Raw genomic sequence first — 22,040 nt, 5'->3', positions numbered from 1 at the left:
GCATCTCCTTGCTTGCAAAGGTTTCGGCGTGGTTCCCCGGGTTTCAGCCGCGGGCCAGCCCCTCGGCGCGGCCGCGCGTCAGCACCGTGGCGGTGATGCGGTCGCAGCGCAGGCCGGCAAAGCCGAAGGCGCCGCCAAGCGCGGTCTCGACCTCCTGGGCCAGCGCCTCGCGCAGCAGGCCGCGGGCGCGGAAAAAGCGCGAGCGCACCGTGGATTCGGGGATTTCCAGCGCCTCGGCCACATCCGCGACGCTCATCTCCTCGACGGCGCGCAGCACGAAGACGGTGCGGAAACTGTCGGGCAGGCGGTCGATGCGCGCCTCGACCAGCCGCCGGGTCTGCTGGTGCATCAGCGCCGCCTCGGGGCCCTGTTCCGGCAGTTCGGTCAGCGCCGCCCGGGTTTCGGGATCGGATGAGATCATGGCAGTCTCCAGCGGAATGATCTGCGCCTGCTTGCGCCGCAGCCGCCCCAGCGCCTCGTTCACGGTGATCCGCACCAGCCAGGTCGAAAGCCGGCTTTCGGCGCGAAACCCGGCCATCGCCCGCCAAGCGCGCAGCCAGGCCTCCTGCACCGCGTCCTCGGCCTCGGCATCGTTGCGGATGATGCTGCGGGCGCTGCGAAACAGGCGCTGGTTGTAGCGGCGCATGATCAGGGCGAATGCGTCGCCATCGCCCGCGGCGGCGCGGGCGACCAGTTCCGCCTCGCTTTCGGCGGTCTCGGCGGTTCCTGTCTGCATCACGGCCTCCCCCTGCCCGGCACGCCCCCGGCGCCGGGGCGATTGTCGCCGCGGCGGCCGGACATGGCAACCGGGTCAGCCATTGCCCCGGCTCCGCAGGTCGTGGAATTCGCGGCGCAGCCCGGCGTCCTGCTGGAAAGCCCCGCGCATCACGGTATTGCTCATCCGCGCGTGCTCTTCCTTGACGCCGCGCCAGTGCATGCAGAAATGCTCGGCCTCCATGACCACCGCCAGCCCGCGCGGGGTGATGCGGCGCTCAAGCTCGTCGGCCAGCATGACCACGGCCTCTTCCTGGATCTGCGGCCGGGCCATGACCCAGTGGCAGAGCCGGGCGTATTTCGACAGCCCGATCAGTTCCGCATCCGGGTCGGGCAGCACGCCGATCCAGACCCGGCCCATGATCGGGCACAGGTGATGCGAGCAGGCGCTGCGCACCGCGATCGGCCCGATGACCATCAGTTCCGAGAGCTGCGCCACGTTCGGAAAGGCGGTGACCCTCGGCGCCGGCAGGAAACGGCCCGAGAACAGCTCGTCCACATACATCCGCGCCATGCGTTCCGCGGTGCCGGCGGTGTTGTGGTCATGCGCGGTGTCGATGACCAGGGCGTGCAGCACCTCCTGCATGCGGGCCTCGACCTCGTGGCGCAGCTCGTCCAGCTCGCCCGGCTCGATGAAATCCGCGATCGCGTCATTGGCGCGAAAACTCTGTCCCGCCGCCGTCAGGCGCCGGCGGATGCGTTCGGACGCCTTCAGGGCGATGATGCCGTCATGGTCGCGGGGGGCGGGGGCGATTGCGGTGCCGTGCAAGGCGATTCTCCTGTCATCGGGGTCCGGGGCCGGGCGCGGCCCTTTTTGCTGTCCCTCTGTCCATTGGATGCGCCAACCGCAGCCTGCGTTCCCGCAATATGACGAATATTTTCTGGCGCCACGATACAGAATGCTGAATCAATGCCTTGCGCGCAATTCTTGCCGCTGTTTCCAGGTTGGCCAACCCCGCAAACGAAAGGTACCGCCCCTTGGGGCGGCACCGGATCTTCTTATACCAGCTGGCCGGTCGTGGTTCTTTGCCTTGCCCGGAACCCGATCCACAAGAGCCCCAGCCAGAGCGGCAGGATCAGGATCGCGTCGCGCATCTGCTCCATCTGGCTCATCATCACCAGCACCAGCGCCAGGAAGGCCAGGCACAGGTAATTGGCCAGCGGATAGAAGGGCGCCGGGAATGTCGTCGCCTTGCCGCTGCGCGCCTTGCGAAACTTCAGATGCACGATGATGATCATCGCCCAGGTGATGGTCGCCGCGGCAGTGGCCACCGCCATCACCTTCATGAAGGCCCCCTCGGGGATCAGCAGGTTGATCCCGACGATCACCAGCGTGCAGGCCGAGGAGAACAGGATCGCGGCATAGGGCACGCGGTTGGCGCTGAGCCGGGTGAAGATGCGCGGCGCATTGCCCTGCTCGGCCAGGCTGTAAAGCATGCGGCCGTTGGAATACATCCCCGAGTTGTAGACCGAGATCGCCGCCGTCAGCACCACGAAGTTCAGGATATGCGCGGCCGAACCGATGCCGAGCTTGCTGAAGATGGTCACGAAGGGGCTGCCCTCCATGCCGACCTGGTTCCAGGGAAACAGGATCATCATCACCGTCAGCGCGCCCACATAAAAGATCAGGATGCGCCACATGACCTGGCGCACCGCGCGCGGGATCGAGGTCTTGGGGTCGTCGGCCTCGCCGGCGGTGATGCCGATCAGCTCGGTGCCGCCGAACGAGAACATGATGACCACCAGCGACAACAGCAGTCCGTTCACCCCGTTGGGGAAAAACCCGCCGTGGCTCCACAGGTTCGAGACGCCCGTGGCCTCGCCACCCAGGCCCAGCACGATGACGGCGATGCCCAGCACGATCATGCCCACCACCGCCAGCACCTTGACCAGCGCGAACCAGAATTCCATCTCGCCAAAGAAGCGCACGTTCAGCAGGTTCAGCCCGGTGACCGAGACAAGCACGATCAGCGCGCTGGCCCAGGCCGGGAAATCCGGGAACCAGTAGGAGACATAGAGCCCGACCACCGTCAGTTCGGCCATCGAGACGAGGACATAGAGAAACCAGTAGTTCCAGCCGGCCAGGAAGCCGGGAAACTCGCCCCAGTATTTGTAGGCGAAATGGCTGAAGGCGCCGGCGACCGGCTCTTCGGTCGACATCTCGCCCAGCATGCGCATGATGAGATAGATCACCAGACCGCCGATCAGATAGGAGACGATGATCCCCGGTCCGACCAGCTGGATCGAGGCGGCCGAGCCATAAAACAGCCCGGTGCCGATCGCGCCCCCAAGGGCGATCATCTGGATGTGACGGTTCTTCAGACCCCGTTCGAGGTCCGGTGTTGCAGTTTGTGACATGATTCCCCCCAAGGAAGGGGCGGCGCATTGCCTGCGCCGCCCCATGTTCAGCATCGGCTCAGAGCGCGGGCTCGAAGCTGTGTGCCGCCTTGGCAGCCGCAGGGGCCACCGCCGCGATCGGCTCGAGATGCGCCTGGAAGTGACGCAGGATCGGCGGCTCCCAGGTGATGCGATAGCCGCGGGTGATGGTATGGGCGCGCGCCTTGATGTTGACCAGCGCCTCGGCCATCACGTCGATATGGGCCTGGGTATAGACCCGGCGCGGGATCGCCAGGCGGGTGAACTCGAAATCGGCCTTCAGCTGCGCGCCGGTGTCGGGATCGTTGCCCAGCATGTAGGAGCCGATGTCGCAGGTGCGGATGCCGGCTTCCTTGTAAAGCTCGACCGCCAGAACCTGACCGGGGAACTCGTTGTAGGGGATGTGCGGGAACATCGCGCGCGCGTCGACAAAAACGCCATGGCCGCCGACCGGCGCCTGATAGGCGATGCCGGCGTCATCCAGCTTCGAGGCCAGATATTCCACCTGGCCGATGCGATAGCGCAGATAGTCCTGGTCGATGCCCTCGTAAAGGCCGATGGCCAGCGCCTCGAGGTCGCGCCCCGAAAGCCCGCCATAGGTGAAGAAGCCCTCGAAGGAGATGCAGTTCGCCTTGATCTTCAGGATCAGCGGCGAATCGCCCTCGCGCACGCCCAAGAGGCCGCCCATGTTCACGATGGCGTCTTTTTTCGCCGACATGGTGAACATGTCGCCGAAGGAGAACATCTCGCGCACGATGTCCTTGATCGACTTCTGCTGATAGCCCGGCTCGTCGCGCTGGATGAAGAAGGCGTTCTCGGCATAGCGGGCGGCGTCGATGATCATCGGGATGCCGTGCGCCTTGGCGATGGCCGAGACCTCGCGCAGGTTCTGCATCGAGACCGGCTGGCCGCCGGCCGAGTTGTTGGTGACGGTCATCACCACGGCGCCAACCTTGTCGGCCCCGTGCTCGGCGATGGTCGCCTGCAGTTTCGCCACATCCATGTTGCCCTTGAAGGCGGCGCGGTGCGACGGGTCCTTGGCCTCGGCGACGACGCAATCGACGCAGCGCGCGCCGGTCAGTTCGACATGGGCGCGGGTGGTGTCGAAGAACATGTTCGAGATCGCGACCTTGCCCGCACCCAGCAGCAGCGGGAACAGCACCTTTTCCGCGGCGCGGCCCTGGTGCACGGGCTGGATGAACTCATGGCCGAAGATGTCGCGGCCGGCGTCGATCAGCTTGTAATAGCTGGAACCGCCGGCATAGGCTTCGTCGCCACGCATGACGCCGGCCCACTGCTCCTGGCTCATGGCGCCGGTGCCGCTGTCGGTCAAGAGGTCGATATAGCAGTCTTCGCCGCGCAGGTAGAACAGGTTGTAGTTCGCCGCCTTGATGCGGTCATTGCGCTCCTGCTCGCTCAGGATGCGGATCGGCTCGACCGCCTTGATGCGGAAGGGTTCGGGGAAATACTTGATGGCCATGGGGCTTCCTCCTGTAGATCGTCGGGCGCCCCGGTCATCGCAAGCAACTGGCGGACAGCGTCTTCAGGGTGACAATTTTTTCGCACACGATTCGTCGTCTGCCGGCATCGTGTGCAGGTCGTATCGCATGACGCGACGTTGTTTGTCAAATTATTCCCAAAATTGGCCTGCGACATTCCGCCACTGGCAATATTTTCACATATTCTGCCGGCGCGGCGGGAATTTTTCGCCAATCCGGCTTTTGCAGCCGCATTTCCGCCGCTATAGCAGGACAAAAGGAGTGACCGCGATGACCACAGCCTGGGTTCGCCCCTACATGAAGCTCACCGAATTTCTTGGCGCGGTGCTGGGGCCGGATTATGAGGTCGTGCTGCACGACCTCGGCAATGAGGACAAGTCGATCATCGCCATCGCCAACGGCCATGTCAGCGGCCGCACCATCGGCGCGCCGCTGACCTCGATGGCACTGCAGACCATCGTCAACCATTCCCATGACACGCCGGATTTCCGGCTGAACTATGTCGGTGTCGCCGGCGACAAGCTGCTGCGCTCGTCGACGCTTTACGTCAAGGACGAGGCGGGCGCGCTGGTCGGGCTGCTGTGCATCAATTTCGACGACAGCCGCTATCGCGACATCAGCGACCGGCTGCTGAAGCTGCGCCACCCCGATGTCTTCGTCGAGACGAATTTCGTCTTCAACGCGGAAATGTCCGCGCCGCGCCCCCGCCCCGGCTCGGGTGACAGCGAAAGCCTGCACAGCTCTCTGCCCGAGGTCACCGATTACCTGCTGACCGAGGCCCTGGCACGGCGCGGCGGCGACCGGCGGCTGACGCATCGCGACAAGCTGGCGCTGGTCGAGGCGCTGGACGCGCGCGGCGTGTTCCTGATGAAGGGCGCCGTGCGCCATGTCGCGGACCGGCTCGGGGTGTCGCAGACCACGGTCTATCGCTACCTGTCGCAACTGGGCGACAGGGCATCACCCGACACCGACTGAGGCGCCTCAGCCCAGCTTGCCGGCGATCTCGACCAGGCGCCGGGCCTGGTGGCTGATGGCCGCCTGCGCCGTTTCGGTGAATTCGGCGCCCTGGGTATGGCTGTAGCCATAGGGGTTACCGCCGGCGGCAAAGATCGACGGATCGCTATAGCCCGGCGGCACGATGACCGCGCCCCAGTGGCAGGCGGTGACATAGAATGACTGGATGGTGGATTCCTGGCCGCCATGCGTGTTCTGCGCCGAGGACATGGCCGAGATCGCCTTGCCGGCCAGCCCGCCCCGCGCCCAGACCCCGCCCAGCGTATCGATGAAGGCGCGCATCTGGCTGGCCATGACGCCAAAGCGCGTCGGGGCCGAGAACAGATAGGCATTGGCCCATTCCATGTCCCCGGGCGTCGCCGCGGGGATATCGGCGGTGCGCTCGGCCTGGGCCTTCCAGGCCTCCTGCCCGGCAACCACGGCCGCGGGCGCGGTCTCGGCGACCTTGCGCAGCCGCACCTCGGCGCCGGCGGCCCGCGCCGCCTCGGCGGCGATGTCCGCCATGCGGTGGTTGGTGCCATAGGTCGAATAATAGATGATCGCCAGCCTGACCGTCATGCCCTTGTCCCCCTGCAGGTACCGCGCCCGTCCCCGGGCATCCCAGCCCAACGCCCGCGGCGGCGGATGGTTGCCTGCATCGGCGCGGGGCGACATTCCCGGTTGCACAGCGCAGGAAAGGCTTGCCTTGACGCTGCGTTCGTGAAAAGAAACCTGTCACGGCATGGCCCCGGCGTCATGAAAACTTTTGGCACGCGAGGGGAGGCGCTGGCCGAATGTCCGATCTGCGGCGCCTGATCGAGGTGAACTGGCAGGGCATGACCCCGAACCAGCAGCGCGTCGGCGAATTCATCCTGTCGAACCCCTTCCTGGTCGCCACCATGGGGATCGAGGATCTGGCGCAGGCCGCCGCGGTCTCGGCGCCGACGGTGACGCGTTTCGTGCGCGCGCTGGGGCTGCCGGGTTTCGCCGATTTCCGCGCCATCGCCATCGAGCGCTATCAGGCCCTGCTGGCGCCGATCGAGAATGTCAGCCGCGCCAGCCAGCGCCCGGCGACCGACCTGATGCGCGATTCCCTCGCCGCCTCGCGCGACAATCTGGCGGCGCTGGCGGCGGGCTGCCCGCTGGATCTGTGCGAGGTGCTGGCCGACCGCATGGCCTCGGCCGACCGCGTGGGCTTTCTTGGCTTTGGCGGCGCCGCGCGCGCGCTGGCCTATTTCGCCGGCATGGCCGAGCCCTTTCTGCGCAGCCACGACCTGCTCGACGGCACCGGCGGGCATGAGCGGCTGGCGCGGCTGATCGGACGCATGGGCGCGCGCGATCTGATCATCGCCATGTCGCTGCCGCGCTATTCCGCGGCGACGCTGGAATTCCTGCGCCTCGCCCGCACCAAGGGCATCCCCTGCATCGGCATCACCGATTGCGAGGACGCGCCGATGCTTGAGCTTTGCGACCAGGCCTTCCTGGTGCCGGCGGCGCATCCGGTGCTGAACTCCTCGGGGCTGGCGGCCATCGCGCTATGCGAGACCATCGTCGCGGTGCTGACCGCGCGCTATCAAAGCACCTCTGATGCCGCGGCGCAGACCCGGCTGATCTTTCCCTATCTCTATGCGGACGGCTCCGAACCCGCCGCCCCTGCCCGCAAGGAGCCGCAATGACCCGGACCCCCGAACAAGACCGCGCCGCCACCATCAGCGTCCGGGATCTCTGTGTCGAGTTCCAGGGCGACAGCGGCACCTTCCAGGCGGTCAAGGGCCTGTCGTTCGACATCGCCGCCGGCGAGACCCTGGCGGTGGTCGGCGAATCCGGCTCGGGCAAGTCGGTGACCTCGCTGGCGGTCATGCGGCTGATCGAATTCGGCGGCGGCCGCATCACCGGCGGCTCGGTGCGGCTTTCGGGCCATGACGGAAAGCCCCGCGACCTGACCCAGGTGCCGATGCCCGAGATGGAGGACATCCGCGGCAATGATGTCGCGATGATCTTTCAGGAGCCGATGACCTCGCTCAACCCGGTGTTCACCGTGGGCGAGCAGATCGCCGAGGCCGTGCGCCTGCACCAGGGCTGCAGCCCCGCGCAGGCCCGCGCCGAGGCGTTGAAGATGCTGGAAAAGGTCCGCATCCCCGACGCCGAGCGGCTTCTGGACCGCCACCCGCACCAGCTGTCGGGCGGCATGCGCCAGCGGGTGATGATCGCCATGGCGCTGTCGTGCAAGCCGCGGCTTCTGATCGCCGATGAGCCGACGACGGCGCTGGACGTGACCATCCAGGCGCAGATCCTGCGGCTGATCCGGCTCTTGCAGGACGAGATGGGCATGGCGGTGCTGTTCATCACCCATGACATGGGCGTGGTCGCCGAGGTGGCCGACAAGGTGCTGGTCATGCGCCACGGCGAGAAGGTCGAGGAAGGCCCGGTCGAGCAGATCTTCGACGCGCCGCAGCACCCCTATACCCGCGCGCTGCTGGCCGCCGTGCCGCGCCTGGGGGCGCTGAACGGGCAGGAACTGCCGCGCCGCTTTCCGCTCTTGCGCGCCGACGGCGATCACCGCGACGCCTCGGGCTATCAGGAATACCCGCCGCAGGACACGGTGCGATCCGAGGAGCCGATCCTCGAGGCGCGCGATCTTGCCACGCGTTTCGACATCCGCAAGGGGCTGCTGTCGCGGGTGACCGGCCGCATCCATGCCGTCGAGCAGGTGAACTTCGGGCTGCGCAAGGGCGAGACCCTGGCGCTGGTCGGCGAATCCGGCTGCGGCAAATCCACCACCGGCCGCACGGTGATGATGCTGCAGCAGGCGACCTCGGGATCGGTGCTGTATCAGGGCCGCGACATCTTCACACTGCCCCCGGCCGAGCGGCTGAAGGTGCGCCGCAAGATCCAGTATGTGTTCCAGGACCCTTTCGCCTCGCTGGACCCCAGGCTGACCGTGGGCTTTTCCATCGCCGAGCCGCTGATCACCCACGGGCTGGCCAAGGGGCGCGAGATCGACCAGCGGGTGGCGGAACTGCTGCGCGACGTGGGCTTGCTGCCCGAGCACGCACAGCGCTATCCGCATGAATTTTCCGGCGGGCAGCGCCAGCGCATCTGCATCGCCCGGGCCCTGGCCGGCGAGCCCGACATCCTGATCGCCGACGAGGCGGTGGCGGCGCTGGATGTCTCGATCCAGGCGCAGGTGGTGAACCTTCTGATGGACCTGCAGGAAAAGCGCAGCCTGTCCTATATCTTCATCAGCCATGACATGGCCGTGGTCGAGCGCGTCAGCCACCGCGTCGCCGTGATGTATCTGGGCCAGATCGTCGAGATCGGCCCGCGCCGCCGGATCTTTGAAAACCCGCAGCACGCCTATACCCGGCGCCTGCTCTCGGCCGTGCCCATCGCCTCGCCCGAGGCCAGGAACCGCAACCGCCCGCTGATCGAGGGCGAGATCCCCAGCCCCATGCGCCGCGTCGACGACCCGCCGCTGGTCGCGCCCCTGGTCGAGGTCGCGCCCAGCCATTTCGTCGCCCGCCACCCCATCGGCCTGTTCGACTGACCCGGCCGCGAAACGAATGTCCAAAGACAGGAGAGGTAAATGAAACTCAAGTCGCTTCTGGCCGCATCGGCGGTCTGCCTTGCGGGCATGATGCCGCTGACCGGCTGGGCCAAGGACCTGACGGTGGCGGTCTCGGCCAACCTGACCGGGCTTGACCCGCGCGTGGCCAATGACACGCTGTCGCAGACCTCGCTGCGGCTGGTCTATCAGGGGCTGTTCGGCTTCGACAAGGACATGAAGCAGATCCCGCTGCTGGCGGAAAGCTATGAGGCCAATGAAAACGCCACCGAATTCACCATCAAGCTGCGTCCGGGCATCAAGTTCCACGACGGCACCGATTTCAACGCCGAGGCGGTGAAGATCAATATCGACACGCTGCGCAACCCCGACAACAAGCTGTCGCGCCGCAGCCTGGTGCAGATGGTCCAGGAGGTGCAGGTCACAGGTCCGCTGACCGTCAAGCTGATCCTCAGCGAGCCCTTCGGCGCGATGATCGCCTCGCTTGCCCATCCCGGCGCGATGATGATCTCGCCCGCGGCGCTGGAGAAATACGGCAAGGACATCGACCGCAACCCGGTCGGCACCGGCCCCTTCCTGTTCAAGCACTGGGCCGCCGACACGTTCGAGGTGACGCGCAACGACGCCTATTGGAAGGAACCGGCCAAGGTCGATGGCGTCATCATCCGCTCGGTGCCGGAATCGGGGGCGCGCATGGCGATGCTGCAGACCGGCGAGGCGCAGTTCGTGCCCTCCTTCCCGACCGAACTGCTGCAGGTGGTGGAAAAGAACCCCGAATTGCAGGTGGTGACCAGGCCCTCGATCGTCGAATGGTATGTCGGGCTCAACAACATGAAAAAGCCCTATGACAACAAGCTGGTGCGCCAGGCGCTGAACCACGCGGTCGACAAGGACGCCTATTGCAAGATCGTCTGGAACGGTTACTGCAAGCCGGCGGATTCGATCATCCCGGCGGGCCTTGCCTTCCATGTCAGCGCCGGGGACTATGCCTTCGACCTGGAAAAGGCCAGGACGATGCTGAAGGAGGCCGGGCTTGAGAACGGCTTTGAAACCGAGCTCTGGACCGGGTCCTCGACCGGCAGCCTGCGCGCGGCGCAGTTCCTGCAGCAGCAGCTGGCGCAGGTGAACGTCAAGGCCAATGTCGTGCCGCTGGAGGCCGGTGTCGCCGCCGACAAGATCTGGGGCATCGCCAAGCCCGAGGACGCCACGGTGCAGATGTATTACGGCGGCTGGTCGTCCTCGACCGGGGATGCCGACTGGGGCATCCGCCCGCTGCTGCTGACTGAAAGCGCCCCGCCCGCGATGTTCAACGTCGCCTATTTCAGCGACAAGGCCGTGGACGAGGCGATCATGGGCGCGCTCGGCACCGCCGATCCGGCCAAGCGCGCGGGTTTCTATGAAACCGCGCAGAAACTGGCCTGGGAGGGCGCGCCCTGGATCTTCCTTGGCGTCTCGGACGTGATCTCGGCGCAGTCGAAGAACCTGACCGGTGTCTATCAGCTGCCCGACCAGGGCTTCCTGCTGGAAGACGCGGCCTTCGCCGAATAGGCCGCAACCGTGGCGGGGCCGACGGTCCCGCCGCCTGACGACAACCGCCCCCGCCCGCAGCGCGGGCCGGGGCCACCGGGCCGGACCCGAACGGGATAGAGAGACGACATGCCATCCTATCTGATCAAACGCCTGCTTGGGACGGTCCCGGTCATCCTGATGGTGACGATCGCCGTCTTTGCCTTCGTGCACATGCTGCCCGGCGATCCCGCACGCCTGGTCGCGGGTCCGGACGCGACCGCCGACGACATCGCGGCGGTGCAATCCGCGCTTGGCCTCGACAGGCCGCTGCCGCAGCAGTTCCTGCATTACATCGGCAATCTCTTGCAGGGCGATCTGGGCATGTCGCTGAAGACGCGCCGCCCGGTGGCCGAGGAGATCGGCCTGCGGCTGATGCCGACCGTCTGGCTGACCCTGCTGGCGATGATCTGGGCGGTGGCGCTGGGGCTGCTGATCGGCGTCATGTCGGCGGTCAAGCGCGGCCGCTGGCAGGATTACGGCGGCATGGTGCTGGCGGTCTCGGGGATCTCGTTTCCGCCCTTCTGGCTGGGCCTGCTGATGATCAACCTGTTTGCGGTGCATCTGGGCTGGCTGCCCACCGGCGGCTACGGCACCTGGCAGCATTTCGTCATGCCCTCGCTGACGCTGGGCCTGGGCGTCGCGGCGGTGATGGCGCGGTTTACCCGCTCGGCCTTCATCGAGATCTCGCGCGAGGATTACGTGCGCACCGCCCGCGCCAAGGGCGTCCCCGAGCGCCGGGTGGTCTGGAAACACGCGCTGAGGAATGCGCTCATTCCGATCATCACCATGGTCGGGCTGCAGTTCGGCTTTTTGCTGGGCGGCTCGATCGTGATCGAGACCGTGTTCGCCTGGCCCGGCGTCGGCCGGCTGCTGGTCGATTCCGTGACCTATCGCGACTATCCGGTGATCCAGGCGCTGGTCCTGATGTTCTCGCTGCAGTTCATCCTGATCAACCTGCTGGTCGATGTCCTCTATGTCCTCGTCAATCCGGAGATCCGTTACCAATGAGCGCGGTGAACACGAACGCGGCCACGGCCAACCGGACCCGCAAGCCCTTTGCCGAATTCTGCCGCCGCTTCATGCGCCAGAAGGTGGCGCTGGTGTCGCTGGCCTTCCTGACGCTGCTGGTGGCGGTGGCGATCCTCGCGCCCCTCATCGCCCCCTTCGATCCGGCCGAGCCCGATTACAACAATGTCCTCGCCGGTCCCAGCGCGCTGCACTGGGCGGGGACCGACGCTTACGGGCGCGACATCTTCAGCCGCATCATCTGGGGGGCCCGCATCTCGCTGACCGTCGGGTTCCTTTCGGTCAGCCTTGGCGCGCTGGTCGGCGTCAGCCTGGGCATCGTCGCCGGCTATCGCGGCGGCTGGATCGACAGCGCGGTGATGCGGCTGTGCGACCTGCTCCTGGCCTTTCCCGGCATCCTCTTGGCAATCGCGGTCATCGCCATCCTCGGCCCCGGCATCACCAATGTGATCTATGCCGTGGCGGTGTTCTCGGTCCCGGTTTTTGCCCGGCTGGCGCGCGGCACGGCGCTGCAGCTCAAGGGCGCGGTCTATGTCGATGCCGCCCGCGCCGTCGGCGTGAAGGACCGGGTGATCATGCTGCGCCACATCCTGCCCGGCACCTTGCCCAATGTGATCGTCTATTTCTCGATGCGGGTCGGCACCTCGATCCTGACCGCGGCGGCGCTGTCCTTCATCGGCCTCGGCGCGCAACCGCCCTCGCCGGAATGGGGGGCGATGCTGGCCGACGGGCGCAGCTACATGGGCGTCGCCGACCACCTGACGCTGTTTCCGGGCCTGGCGATCTTTCTCACGGTGCTGGGCTTCAACCTTCTGGGCGACGGGCTGCGCGACGCGCTTGACCCCAAGCTGCGCTCAAGCTGAAGGGGGGCCTTGATGCGTGTCTATGTCTCGGCCGACATCGAGGGCGTGGCCGGCATCGTCGCGCCGCTGCAATGCCAGGCCGGCAATGGCGAATACGAAAAGGCGCGGCTCTTGATGACCCATGAGGTCAATGCCGTGATCGCCGGCCTGGTCGATGGCGGCGCCGAAGAGGTGGTGGTCAACGATTCGCACGGGCAGATGACCAACCTGCTGCCCGAATTGCTGCACCCGGCCGCCGACCTGATCCTGGGCAAGCCCAAGCCGATGAACATGGCCTGCGGGCTGGATGCGGGATTCGACATGTTCTGCATGACCGGCCACCACTCCCGTGCCGGCGGCGGCGGCGTGCTGGCCCATACCACCAACGGCTTTGCCTTTTCCCAGGTGCGGCTGAACGGCACCCCCTGCGGCGAGCCGGCGATCTACGGCGCCTATGCCGCGGAACTGGGCGTGCCGGTCGGGCTGATCACCGGCGACGACGTGACCGAGGCCGAGAACCGGCCGCTGTTTCCCGATGCGGAATTCGCCGTGGTCAAGACCGCCTATGGTGAGAGGGCGGCGCGCCAGATCTCGGTCGCGCGCGCGCATGAGTTGTTGCGCCACAAGGCCTGCCGCGCGCTGCAGCACGCCGGCCGTATGCGCGCCCGCCCGATGCAGGGGCCGTTGCGCGCCGAATTCGTGATGTCGCGCGCGGCGCTGGCCGACCAGATGGCGGTGCTGCCGCCGGCAATCCGCACCGACCCGCTGACCGTCGCCTTCGACTGCGCCAGCATGAGTGAGGTGATCGGCTGGATGACCGCTCTTTCGGCGATGAGCTTTGCCCTTCGTTAATTCACAGACAGGCTGACAGATGACCTCTTGCACCCCCGTGATCGCGCTGCATGGCGGCGCCGGCACCATCCTGCCCTCGAACATGACCCCCGAGAAGGAGGCCGCCTATCATGCCGGCTTGCGCGCCTGCCTGCAGGCCGGCCTCGAGGTGCTGCAAAAGGACGGCAGCGCGCTTGATGCGGTGACCGCCGCGGTGATGGCGCTGGAGGCCGATCCCTTGTTCAACGCCGGGCGCGGCTCGGTCTTCACCTCGGCCGGCACGCATGAGATGGACGCCGCGATCATGGACGGCGCCAGCCGCGCCTGCGGCGCCATCACCGGCATCTGCGGCCCGCGCCACCCGATCCTGGCCGCCCGCGCGGTGATGGAGCAGACCGAGCATGTTTTCCTCTCGGGCCAGGGTGCGGCCGCGTTCTGCGCCACGGCCGGGCTGGAGATGATGCCCGCCGACTGGTTCGGCACCCCTGCCCGGCGCGCCGCGCTCGAGGCCGAGCTTGAGCGCCGCCGCCTGAACCTGCCCGACGACGGCGACCCGGCGCGCAAGCATGGCACCGTGGGTGCGGTCGCCTGCGACGCGCGCGGGCACCTTGCCGCCGCCACCTCGACCGGGGGGATGACCGCGAAACTGCCGGGCCGCGTCGGCGACAGCCCGGTGATCGGTGCCGGCACCTGGGCCGATGACCAGACCGCGGCGGTCTCGGCCACCGGGCATGGCGAGTATTTCATCCGCTGGGCCGTCGGGCATGAGATCGACGCCCGCATGCGTTGGGCCGGCCAGGACCTGCTGACCGCGGCGGGCGGGGTCGTGGCGGAACTGGGCGGGCTTGGCGGTTCGGGCGGGGTGATCGCGGTCGACCGCAAGGGCAATGTGACGCTGCCCTTCAACAGCCCCGGCATGTATCGCGCCTGGTGCGGGCGCGACGGCCAGATCCACACCGGCATCTATGCCGAGACCTGAGCACCGCCGCGCACCGGGCGCCCGGCAGCACGCAGCGGTCCGCGGCCGTTGATCCGCCCGATGCCCGGTCGCCTTGCCGATCTCTGGCTGATGCCGCACCGGCCGCTGTTTCTGGCGGCGGGGCTCTGGGCGATCGGCGCCAGCCTGTGGTGGCGCTGGGGCACGCCACCCGCCTCGGCCTTCTGGCACGGGCATGAGATGCTGGCGGGCTTTGGCGGTGCGGCGCTGGCCGGCTATCTGCTGACCGCGCTGGCCAGCTGGACCGGGCGGCCGGCGCCCGCGGGACGGGTGCTGCAGGCGATCCTTGGCTGCTGGCTTGTGCAGCGGCTGGCCATGGGGTGCGGCGACGCGCTGCCGCCCGTGCTGGCAATCCTGCCGGGGCTGGGGTTCTTCGGCCTGATGGCCGCGGTCATGGCGCATGGGATGCGGCATACGGGGCAAGGGGCGCGGCCCGGCCTGGTGCTGGCGGTGGCGGCGATGGGGCTGGCCGATGCGCTGGCGATTCTCGCTGCCAGAACCACGGGTTGGCACGGCCCCGATGGCAGCGCGCTGCTTGAACTCATGCTGCTGGGGTTTGCCCTGCTGATCGCCGGCATCGGCGGGCGCATGGTGCCGGCCTTTACCGGCAACTGGCTGCGCGCCTCGGGCCGGGCGGTCGCGGCGCCGGCCTCGGCGCCACGGACCGGGCGACTGGGGTTGCTGTCGCTGGGTGCGGCGCCGGTGCTGATGCTGGCCGGGGCAGATGCCGCCAGTGGCGCGGCCTTGCTGCTGGCGGCACTGGCCCAGCTCTGGCGCCTTGCCGGCTGGCGCGGCCGGCATGTGCTGGCCAACCCGCTGCTGGTCATGCTGCACGCGGCCTTCCTGTGGCTGCCGCTGGGGCTGGGGCTCGTCGGACTTCAGCGCCTCGGCCTGATCCCCCTGCCCGCCAGCGACCTGCTGCACGCGCTGGCCATGGGGGCGATGGGCGGCATGATCCTCGCTGTTGCCGCCCGCGCCGCCGCCCGGCGCCACAAGGGCCAGCTGCGCGCCGGGCCGGCACTTTGCGCCGCGGCCATGGCGCTGTGGCTGGCGCCCTGGCTGCGCCTGGCGCCGGCACTCTGGCCCGGCGCCCGCGAGGGGCTGCTTGACGCCGCGACCCTGGCCTGGGCCCTGGGCTGGGCGCTGTTTGTGCTGGCCCTCTGGCCCGGGTTGCGCGGCCCGGCACACCAACCGGTGTTCAGCGGCAGCCGCGCCTGAGATCGCCAGTCGCCGGATCAGGCCGGTTTCGGCATCAGATGCGCGACCTCGGGCGCGGCGACAAAGCGCCAGTTCCGCCGCGGTCCGGCCATGACATTCAGATAGTAAAGCCCGAACCCGGGCGGGGCGCCACAGGGATGGTGGCCGCGCGGCACCAGCACCACATCGCCGTCGCGCACCGCGATCACCTCGTCCAGCGCGCCGTCATCGGTATAGACGCGCTGCAGCGCCCAGCCCCCCGCCGGATCCAGGCGGTGATAATAGGTCTCCTCCAGATAGGTCACGCGGGGAAAGTCGTCCTCGTCATGGCGATGGCTGGGATAGCTCGACCAGTTGCCCGCCGGGGTGAACACCTCGGTCACCAGCAGGCTGTCGCAGAAATCCTCGCCCTCCATGGCGATATTGTTGATCCAGCGCGTATTGGCCCCCTCGCCGCGCTGCGTCAGCGTGATGCACTCGGGGCCGATGCGGCGCGCGGCATGGCCGCCATGGCCCGGCGCCGAGCAGACCGCGATCACGCAATCCGTCTCGGCCTCGGCCCGCCAGTCGCTGCCGTCGGGCAGGTAAAGGCAATGCGGCGCGGTCCTTTCAAACACGCTCATGCGGTCGCCCAGCACCCCCCAATCCTGCCCCGCCCCGCGGATCGCCGCGCGGCCCTCGACCATGACCAGGATGACCTCGCGTGCGCCGGTCGCCTCGGCCGCCGCCTCTCCGGCGCGCAGGTGATAAAGCGAAAAGCCGACATGGCGCCAGCCGGCGGATTGCGGCGTGATCTCGTGCACCTTGCCGTGCCTGCCAAAGGGTCTGCGTAACAATGCGCTCATCGCCGGGCCTCGTCTTTCTTGTCCAAATAACCTCGGGGGGTCCGGGGGCAGACAGCCCCCCGGCCGTCAGGCGGCACGGCTCTGGTCAAGCCCCGCCGCCACCGCCGCGGCTTTCAGGGATTTCAGCCCAAGAGTCTGATATTCCAGGGGATTGCGCTGTACCGGATCCTGTTCGGCCTCGATCACCAGCCAGCCGTCATAGCCGGCCCCGGCCAGGATCCGCAGCAGTGGCAGGAAGTCGATCTCGCCCTCGGGGTCGCCCGGCACGGTAAAGGTCCCGGCCAGCACCCCCTGGATGAAGGAAAGCCCCTCGGCGCGCACGCGCTCGGTCACCGGGCGGCGGATGTTCTTGGCGTGGAAATGCGCCACGCGCCCGACGTGGCGGGCCAGCACCGCCGCAGGGTCGCCGCCGCCAAAGGCGCAATGGCCGGAATCGAACAGCAGATGCGTGGCCGGCCCGGTCGCGGCCATGAAGGCGTCGATCTCCTCTGGGCTTTCGACCACCGTGCCCATGTGGTGGTGATAGGCCAGCGTGATGCCCTGCCCGGCCAGGAAGGCGGCGAACTCCTCGATCTTGCGACCGAAGTCGGCCATTTCCGCGGCGTCCAGCCGCGGGCGGTCGTTCACCGCCACATCCGGGCGGCCATGCACGGTGTTCGAGCATTCGCAGACGATGCAGACCTTGCAGCCATTGGCCCTGAGCTTGGCCAGATGCGGCGCGACGGCGGCGATCTCCTCGGCGACCGAGCGGGTCAGCAGCTCGGTCGAATACCAGCCCGAGACGAAGGCCAGCCCATGCCGGCCCAACAGCTCGCGCAGCTCCTGCGGGTCCTCGGGCCAGCGGTGGCCGTTCTCGATGCCGTCAAAGCCGATGACCTCGCCCGCCTCGTGCAGGATCTGTTCGGTCGGAATATGGGCGCCGATCGACGGATCGTCGTCATTGGCCCAGGCGATGGGATTGGTGCCGTAGCGGATCATGCTTGCGTCCTTCAGTTGACCCGCGCCTGATGGCGGGCGTGTTCAAGATAGTCGCGATAGGCGGCGCGCAGGGTTTCGCTGGCGCCGACCTCGGGCACGGCCACGTCCCACCAGTGGCCGGCGCCCGCCAGCCCGTCACCGGGGCCGGGGGCGGCGGTGGTGTCGATGACGATGACCGTGGGGATGTCGCGGGCGCGCGCCGCGGCGATCTCGGCCTCCAGCTCCGCGATGCCTGCGGCCTTCACCGCATGCGCGCCCATCGCCGCCGCATGGGCCACATAGTCGATCTGCGGCTGCACCTCGAGGTTGCAGTCGGCATAAAGGTTGTTGAAGGCCGCGCCGCCGGTGCCGGCCTGCAGCCGGTTGATGCAGCCAAAGCCGCGGTTGTCGGTCAGCACCACGGTAAAGGGGATGCGCCGCATCACCGCCGTCGCCAGTTCGCTGTTGGCCATCATGTAGCTGCCGTCGCCGACAAAACAGATCACCTCGCGCCCGGGCTGCGCCAGCTTCAGACCCATGGCGCCGGCGATCTCGTAGCCCATGCAGGAATAGCCGTATTCCATGTGATAGCCGCCCTGCGTGGGCTGCCACAGCAGCTTCAGCGCCCCGGGCATGGTGCCGGCGGCGCACATGGCGATGGCCGCAGGCGCGGCACGCTGCACGGCGCCGACCACCTGCGCATCGGTCGGCAGGGCGTTGCCGGCGGACGGGGCGGCGCAATGCGCATCCACCGCCGCCAGCCAGGCCGCGCGCGCCGCGCCGTCGAAAGCCGCGCGATGCCCGCCCAGCAGCGCCGAGAGCCTTTCCAGCGCCACGCGCGCATCCGCGACAAGGGCGGTGCCGCCATGCTTGCCCGCGTCATGGGGCTGCACATTGATCGAGACCAGCCGACCCGAGAACAGCGTGCGCGAGCCGGTGGTGAAATCCTGCAGCCGCGTGCCGATGCCGATGACCAGATCCGCCGCGGCCAGCGCCGCATTGGCCGCGGCCGAGCCATCGACCCCCGCCGCGCCCAGGTTCATCGCCTGCGCCTGCGCCAGTGCCGACTTGCCGGCCTGGGTCTCGGCCACCGGGATGGCGTGGCGGCTGGCGAATTCAGCCAGCGCCTTCTCGGCGCCGGAATAGATCACCCCGCCGCCGACGACGATCACCGGCCGCGCCGCCCCCCGGATCAGCGCCGCCACCTCGGCCAGTTCCGCGCCGTCGGGCTCGGGACGGCGGATGCGCCAGACCCGGGGGGCAAAGAAGGCCTCGGGCCAGTCATAAGCCTCGGCCTGGACGTCCTGGCAGAAGGCCAGGCAGACCGGGCCACAATCGGCCGGGTCCGTCATCACCCGCAAGGCGCGCGGCAGGGCGCCGAGAAGTTGTTCGGGGCGCTGGATGCGGTCGAAATAGCGCACCACCGGGCGGAAGCAGTCATTGGCCGACACGGTGCCGTCGTCGAAATCCTCGACCTGCTGCAGCACCGGGTCGGGGCGGCGGCTGGCAAAGACATCGCCGCATACAAACAGCACCGGCAGGCGGTTCACATGCGCCAGCGCCGCCGCGGTCACCATGTTGGTGGCGCCGGGGCCGATGGAACTGGTCACCGCCTGCGCCCGCCTGCGGGCACGACCCTTGGCATAGGCGATGGCGGCATGGGCCATGGTCTGCTCGTTCTGGCCGCGCCATGTGGGCAGGGCCGTGCCGATGCCGTGCAGCGCCTCGCCCAGGCCCGCGACATTGCCATGGCCGAAGATCGCCCAGACCCCTTCGATGAAACGCTCGCCCTCTTCGCTCATCTGCACCGAAAGCCAGCGCACCATGGCCTGCGCGGCGGTCAGCCGGATGGTTCCGCTCATGCCGTCTTCTCCTTGCTGGCGGCAGCGCGTGCCGCGTCCCAGATCGCGGCAAGCCGCGAAAACCGTGCCGCCATCTCTGATACCGCGGCCACGTCGCCGATCTTGCCCTGGAACCAATCCCGCGCCACCTCGGCAAAGATCGTGCGTCCGACGGCAAAGCCCTTGACCAGCGCAAACCCGGCGGCGATCTCGAAGCTTGCCTGCAACTCGGCCTCGGGCGCGTCCAGCCCCAGGACGACGATGCCGCGGGTATGGGGGTCATGCGCCTCGATGGCGGCGATGGCGTTTTCCCATGCCGCATGTGTGCGCATCGGCTCAAGCTTCCACCAGTCGGGAAAGATCCCCGCCGCATAGAATTGCCCGATCAGGGTAGCGGTGGTCGTGTCATCGACCGGGGCGACCTTGGACGGAATGATTTCCAGCAGGAACTCCAGATGGTTGCGGCGCGAAGCTGCAAAAAGCCGCGCCACCTCGGCCTCTTGCGCGGCGCGGGTCGCGGCATCGTCCTCGGGATGGCAGAAGCACAGCACCTTGACCACGTTTTCCCGCGCCCATTCCACCAGCGCACCGCAATCTGGGCCCAGTTCCGGCTCAAGCCGCAGCGGCCGCGATCCCGGCCATTCGCAGGGCCGCCCGATCCACAACCCGGAACCCGAGGCCGCATGCAGCGCCCGCCGCCCAAGCCGGTTGTCGCACAGGATGCCATAGCCTGGGCGCCCGTCTTGCACCAGTTTCGCAGCCTTCAGGCACAATTCCTTGAAGTAACCGCATTTTTCTGGCGTGAAACCGGGCATCTCCTCGAATTGGCCGCGATGGTCGAAGGCAAAGACCCGCATCGCGGACCAGTCGCCCTTGCGGTTCGTGGACCAGTGGATCTGCTCCAGCGCCGCATCATTGCGCAGGTCGGGCCGGATCACGCCGCGCTTCAGAAAGAACTCCAGCTCGGCAAGCGAGGGATAGGCCGGGGTGCAGCCATGGCGGCTGACGGCAAAGGCGCCGCAGGCATTGGCATATTCCAGCGCCCGCGGCCAGTCCTCACCGTCCAGCCAGCCCTTCATCAGCCCGGAAAAGAAACCGTCGCCGGCGCCCAGCACGTTGAACACCTCGATCGGAAAGCCCGGACCGCTGCGGCCGCTGTCCCAGTCCGCGACCGCGCCCTCAAAGGCGACGGCGCCAGCCGCGCCGCGCTTGCAGACCAGCACCGCGTCCGATACCGCACGCACCGCCTGCAGCGCGGCGATGGTGTCGGTCGTGCCGCCGGCAATGTGGAACTCCTCTTCGGTGCCGACGATCAGATCGAAAAGACGCAAGCTCGACTGCAGCTTGGCGGTGACGCGCGCGCTTTCGACAAAGCGGCTTTCGCCCGCGTCATGACCGGCGACGCCCCAGAGATTCGGGCGATAGTCGATGTCGAGCGCCGTCCTGGCCCCGTGCTTGCGCGCCAGTTCCAGCGCCTTCAGCACCGCGGCCTCGGTCCTTTCATGACTCAGATGCGTGCCGGTGGCCAGCACCGCGCGGGCGCTGGCTATGAAGTCCTCGTCGATGTCCGCCTCGCTCAGCGCCATGTCGGCGCAGTTCTCGCGGTAAAAGATCAGCGGGAACTGTTCTTCGTCGCGGATGCCCAGCAGGACCAGCGCCGTCAGCCGCTGGGGGTCGGTGACCACGCCCGAGGTCTCGACGCCCTCGCGCGCCAGTTCCTCGCGGATGAAGCGGCCCATGTGCTCGTCGCCCACGCGGGTGATCACCGCCGAGCGCAGCCCCAGCCGCGCCGTGCCGCAGGCGATATTGGTGGGCGAGCCGCCGATGTATTTGTTGAAACTGCCCATGTCCTCAAGCCGGCCGCCCACCTGCGCGCCGTAAAGGTCGACCGAGGAGCGGCCGATGGTGATCAGATCCAGCGTCTTCATGCCTCGGCCGCCTGAATGCTGGCGCGCAGATGCTGCATGCTGTGGCGCAGGGCGGATTCGATGTCGTCAAGCCCGTGCACCTCGGCGGCGAAGGGCTCGAAGCTGATCGGCCCGTCATAGCCGTCCGAGATCAGCGCCGCGAGCTGCGCCGCATTCTGCAGCCGGTCATCCGCATCCACCAGCCCGCGATGCGCGTCCAGCATCTCGCCGACCGCCAGGGCCGGATCGGCGATGCCCGAGACATGCACAAGCCCGGTGCGGCGCGGATAGAACTGCGTCTCGGCGGCAAGATGGTGGTGGAACGTGTCGTGCAGCACCCGGAAACGGTCGAAGCCGCCGGATTCCGCGATGGCGGCGATGGCCTCGGCCTTGCGCCTGAGCGAGCTCTGCTCGAAGCCCAGCGGCTCGACCAGGCCCATCAGATTGCGCGGCGCGAGGATCGCGGTCAGGTGGTCCAGTGCGTCCACGGTGGCGGAATGGGTGATGTGGTTGCCGTCGTTCAGCGGACACAGCACCAGCGCCTGCGCCCCGCAGGCGGCGGCGAAATCCGCCAGACGCTCGGCGCGTTGGGCCAGATCGGGCGTCCACAGGTTGAAGGGATAAAGTGCATTCACCGACAGGATCGCCAGTCCCGCATCGCGCGCCATGCGCGCGATCAGGGCCGGATCCTCGCCGGTCAGGTCGGGGATGTCGTTGCGGATCTCGACCTCATCGCAGCCGAGGCGGCCGGCCAGGGCCAGGAACGCGGCCAGGGGCAGATGCGGGGCGGTGATGTGGTTCAGGGCAAAGCGCATGGCGGA

At 67.9% G+C, this 22,040-nt stretch carries 19 protein-coding genes; 9 read left to right on the top strand and 10 right to left on the bottom strand.

Going from position 1 to position 22,040, the window contains the following annotated elements:
* Nucleotides 1–43 precede the first annotated feature (43 nt).
* The 4 genes from WMK75_RS05335 to WMK75_RS05320 all read right to left on the bottom strand — a co-directional run bounded on the left by WMK75_RS05335 (nucleotide 44) and on the right by WMK75_RS05320 (nucleotide 4,630).
* The gene (locus tag WMK75_RS05335) at nucleotides 44–736 is read right to left on the bottom strand and encodes an RNA polymerase sigma factor (protein WP_347266624.1); all 693 of its coding nucleotides are present in this window, start codon (nucleotides 734–736) and stop codon (nucleotides 44–46) included.
* 75 nt (nucleotides 737–811) lie between these two features.
* The gene (locus WMK75_RS05330; RefSeq protein WP_347266623.1) at nucleotides 812–1,543 is read right to left on the bottom strand and encodes a GTP cyclohydrolase I; all 732 of its coding nucleotides are present in this window, start codon (nucleotides 1,541–1,543) and stop codon (nucleotides 812–814) included.
* Between the two features lie 230 nt (nucleotides 1,544–1,773).
* Nucleotides 1,774–3,132 carry an amino acid permease gene (locus tag WMK75_RS05325; protein WP_347266622.1) on the bottom strand — a complete coding sequence of 453 codons (1,359 nt, stop codon included), beginning with the start codon at nucleotides 3,130–3,132 and terminating at the stop codon, nucleotides 1,774–1,776.
* Between the two features lie 58 nt (nucleotides 3,133–3,190).
* A complete protein-coding gene (locus tag WMK75_RS05320; RefSeq protein WP_347266621.1) occupies nucleotides 3,191–4,630 on the bottom strand; it encodes a tryptophanase in 1,440 nt (479 codons plus the stop codon).
* 289 nt (nucleotides 4,631–4,919) lie between these two features.
* Here WMK75_RS05320 and WMK75_RS05315 point away from each other — a divergent pair, with 289 nt between their 5' ends.
* Nucleotides 4,920–5,624, top strand: a complete 705-nt coding sequence (locus tag WMK75_RS05315; protein ID WP_347266620.1) for a PAS domain-containing protein — start codon at nucleotides 4,920–4,922, stop codon at nucleotides 5,622–5,624.
* Between the two features lie 6 nt (nucleotides 5,625–5,630).
* Here the strand turns inward: WMK75_RS05315 and wrbA are convergent, their stop codons facing one another.
* Nucleotides 5,631–6,221 (bottom strand): NAD(P)H:quinone oxidoreductase, encoded by a 591-nt coding sequence (gene wrbA, locus WMK75_RS05310; protein WP_347266619.1) that lies wholly within the window; start codon nucleotides 6,219–6,221, stop codon nucleotides 5,631–5,633.
* A 215-nt stretch (nucleotides 6,222–6,436) separates the two neighbouring features.
* On the opposite strand from wrbA, the gene WMK75_RS05305 reads away from it, so the two are divergent.
* The 8 genes from WMK75_RS05305 to WMK75_RS05270 all read left to right on the top strand — a co-directional run bounded on the left by WMK75_RS05305 (nucleotide 6,437) and on the right by WMK75_RS05270 (nucleotide 15,690).
* Nucleotides 6,437–7,318: a MurR/RpiR family transcriptional regulator gene (locus WMK75_RS05305; protein ID WP_347266618.1), complete on the top strand. Its 882-nt coding sequence runs from the start codon at nucleotides 6,437–6,439 to the stop codon at nucleotides 7,316–7,318.
* Complete coding sequence (locus WMK75_RS05300; protein ID WP_347266617.1) at nucleotides 7,315–9,189, top strand: dipeptide ABC transporter ATP-binding protein; 1,875 nt, start codon at nucleotides 7,315–7,317, stop codon at nucleotides 9,187–9,189. The genes WMK75_RS05305 and WMK75_RS05300 overlap by 4 nt, the downstream gene beginning before the upstream one ends.
* A gap of 39 nt (nucleotides 9,190–9,228) precedes the next feature.
* Entirely contained in the window at nucleotides 9,229–10,755 is a 1,527-nt protein-coding gene (locus WMK75_RS05295) for a glutathione ABC transporter substrate-binding protein (RefSeq protein WP_347266616.1), read from the top strand.
* 108 nt (nucleotides 10,756–10,863) lie between these two features.
* Nucleotides 10,864–11,784 (top strand): glutathione ABC transporter permease GsiC, encoded by a 921-nt coding sequence (gene gsiC / locus WMK75_RS05290; RefSeq protein WP_347266615.1) that lies wholly within the window; start codon nucleotides 10,864–10,866, stop codon nucleotides 11,782–11,784.
* Nucleotides 11,781–12,665 (top strand): ABC transporter permease subunit, encoded by an 885-nt coding sequence (locus WMK75_RS05285; RefSeq protein WP_347266614.1) that lies wholly within the window; start codon nucleotides 11,781–11,783, stop codon nucleotides 12,663–12,665. The genes gsiC and WMK75_RS05285 overlap by 4 nt, the downstream gene beginning before the upstream one ends.
* Nucleotides 12,666–12,677: 12 nt before the next feature.
* A complete protein-coding gene (locus WMK75_RS05280; protein WP_347266613.1) occupies nucleotides 12,678–13,496 on the top strand; it encodes a M55 family metallopeptidase in 819 nt (272 codons plus the stop codon).
* Between the two features lie 19 nt (nucleotides 13,497–13,515).
* Nucleotides 13,516–14,454 carry an isoaspartyl peptidase/L-asparaginase gene (locus tag WMK75_RS05275; RefSeq protein WP_347266612.1) on the top strand — a complete coding sequence of 313 codons (939 nt, stop codon included), beginning with the start codon at nucleotides 13,516–13,518 and terminating at the stop codon, nucleotides 14,452–14,454.
* A gap of 60 nt (nucleotides 14,455–14,514) precedes the next feature.
* Nucleotides 14,515–15,690, top strand: coding sequence for an NnrS family protein (locus WMK75_RS05270; RefSeq protein WP_347266611.1), 1,176 nt, complete (start codon nucleotides 14,515–14,517; stop codon nucleotides 15,688–15,690).
* A 17-nt stretch (nucleotides 15,691–15,707) separates the two neighbouring features.
* Here WMK75_RS05270 and iolB read toward each other — a convergent pair whose 3' ends face one another.
* The 5 genes from iolB to WMK75_RS05245 all read right to left on the bottom strand — a co-directional run bounded on the left by iolB (nucleotide 15,708) and on the right by WMK75_RS05245 (nucleotide 22,034).
* Nucleotides 15,708–16,514, bottom strand: coding sequence for a 5-deoxy-glucuronate isomerase (iolB, locus tag WMK75_RS05265; protein ID WP_347266610.1), 807 nt, complete (start codon nucleotides 16,512–16,514; stop codon nucleotides 15,708–15,710).
* Between the two features lie 66 nt (nucleotides 16,515–16,580).
* A complete protein-coding gene (gene iolE / locus WMK75_RS05260; protein ID WP_347266609.1) occupies nucleotides 16,581–17,492 on the bottom strand; it encodes a myo-inosose-2 dehydratase in 912 nt (303 codons plus the stop codon).
* 11 nt (nucleotides 17,493–17,503) lie between these two features.
* Nucleotides 17,504–19,333, bottom strand: a complete 1,830-nt coding sequence (gene iolD, locus WMK75_RS05255; protein WP_347266608.1) for a 3D-(3,5/4)-trihydroxycyclohexane-1,2-dione acylhydrolase (decyclizing) — start codon at nucleotides 19,331–19,333, stop codon at nucleotides 17,504–17,506.
* On the bottom strand, nucleotides 19,330–21,240 hold the full coding sequence (iolC, locus tag WMK75_RS05250; protein WP_347266607.1) for a 5-dehydro-2-deoxygluconokinase: 1,911 nt from the start codon (nucleotides 21,238–21,240) through the stop codon (nucleotides 19,330–19,332). Before iolC ends, iolD begins: the two co-directional genes overlap by 4 nt.
* A complete protein-coding gene (locus WMK75_RS05245; protein ID WP_347266606.1) occupies nucleotides 21,237–22,034 on the bottom strand; it encodes a TIM barrel protein in 798 nt (265 codons plus the stop codon). Before WMK75_RS05245 ends, iolC begins: the two co-directional genes overlap by 4 nt.
* Nucleotides 22,035–22,040: the final 6 nt, after the last annotated feature.

Origin of the sequence: Paracoccus sp. (in: a-proteobacteria), from assembly GCF_039808215.1 — a bacterium.
Taxonomy (GTDB): domain Bacteria; phylum Pseudomonadota; class Alphaproteobacteria; order Rhodobacterales; family Rhodobacteraceae; genus Paracoccus.
Note: the sequence above shows the minus strand (reverse complement) of the source record. Positions and strands in the feature narration are given on the sequence as shown.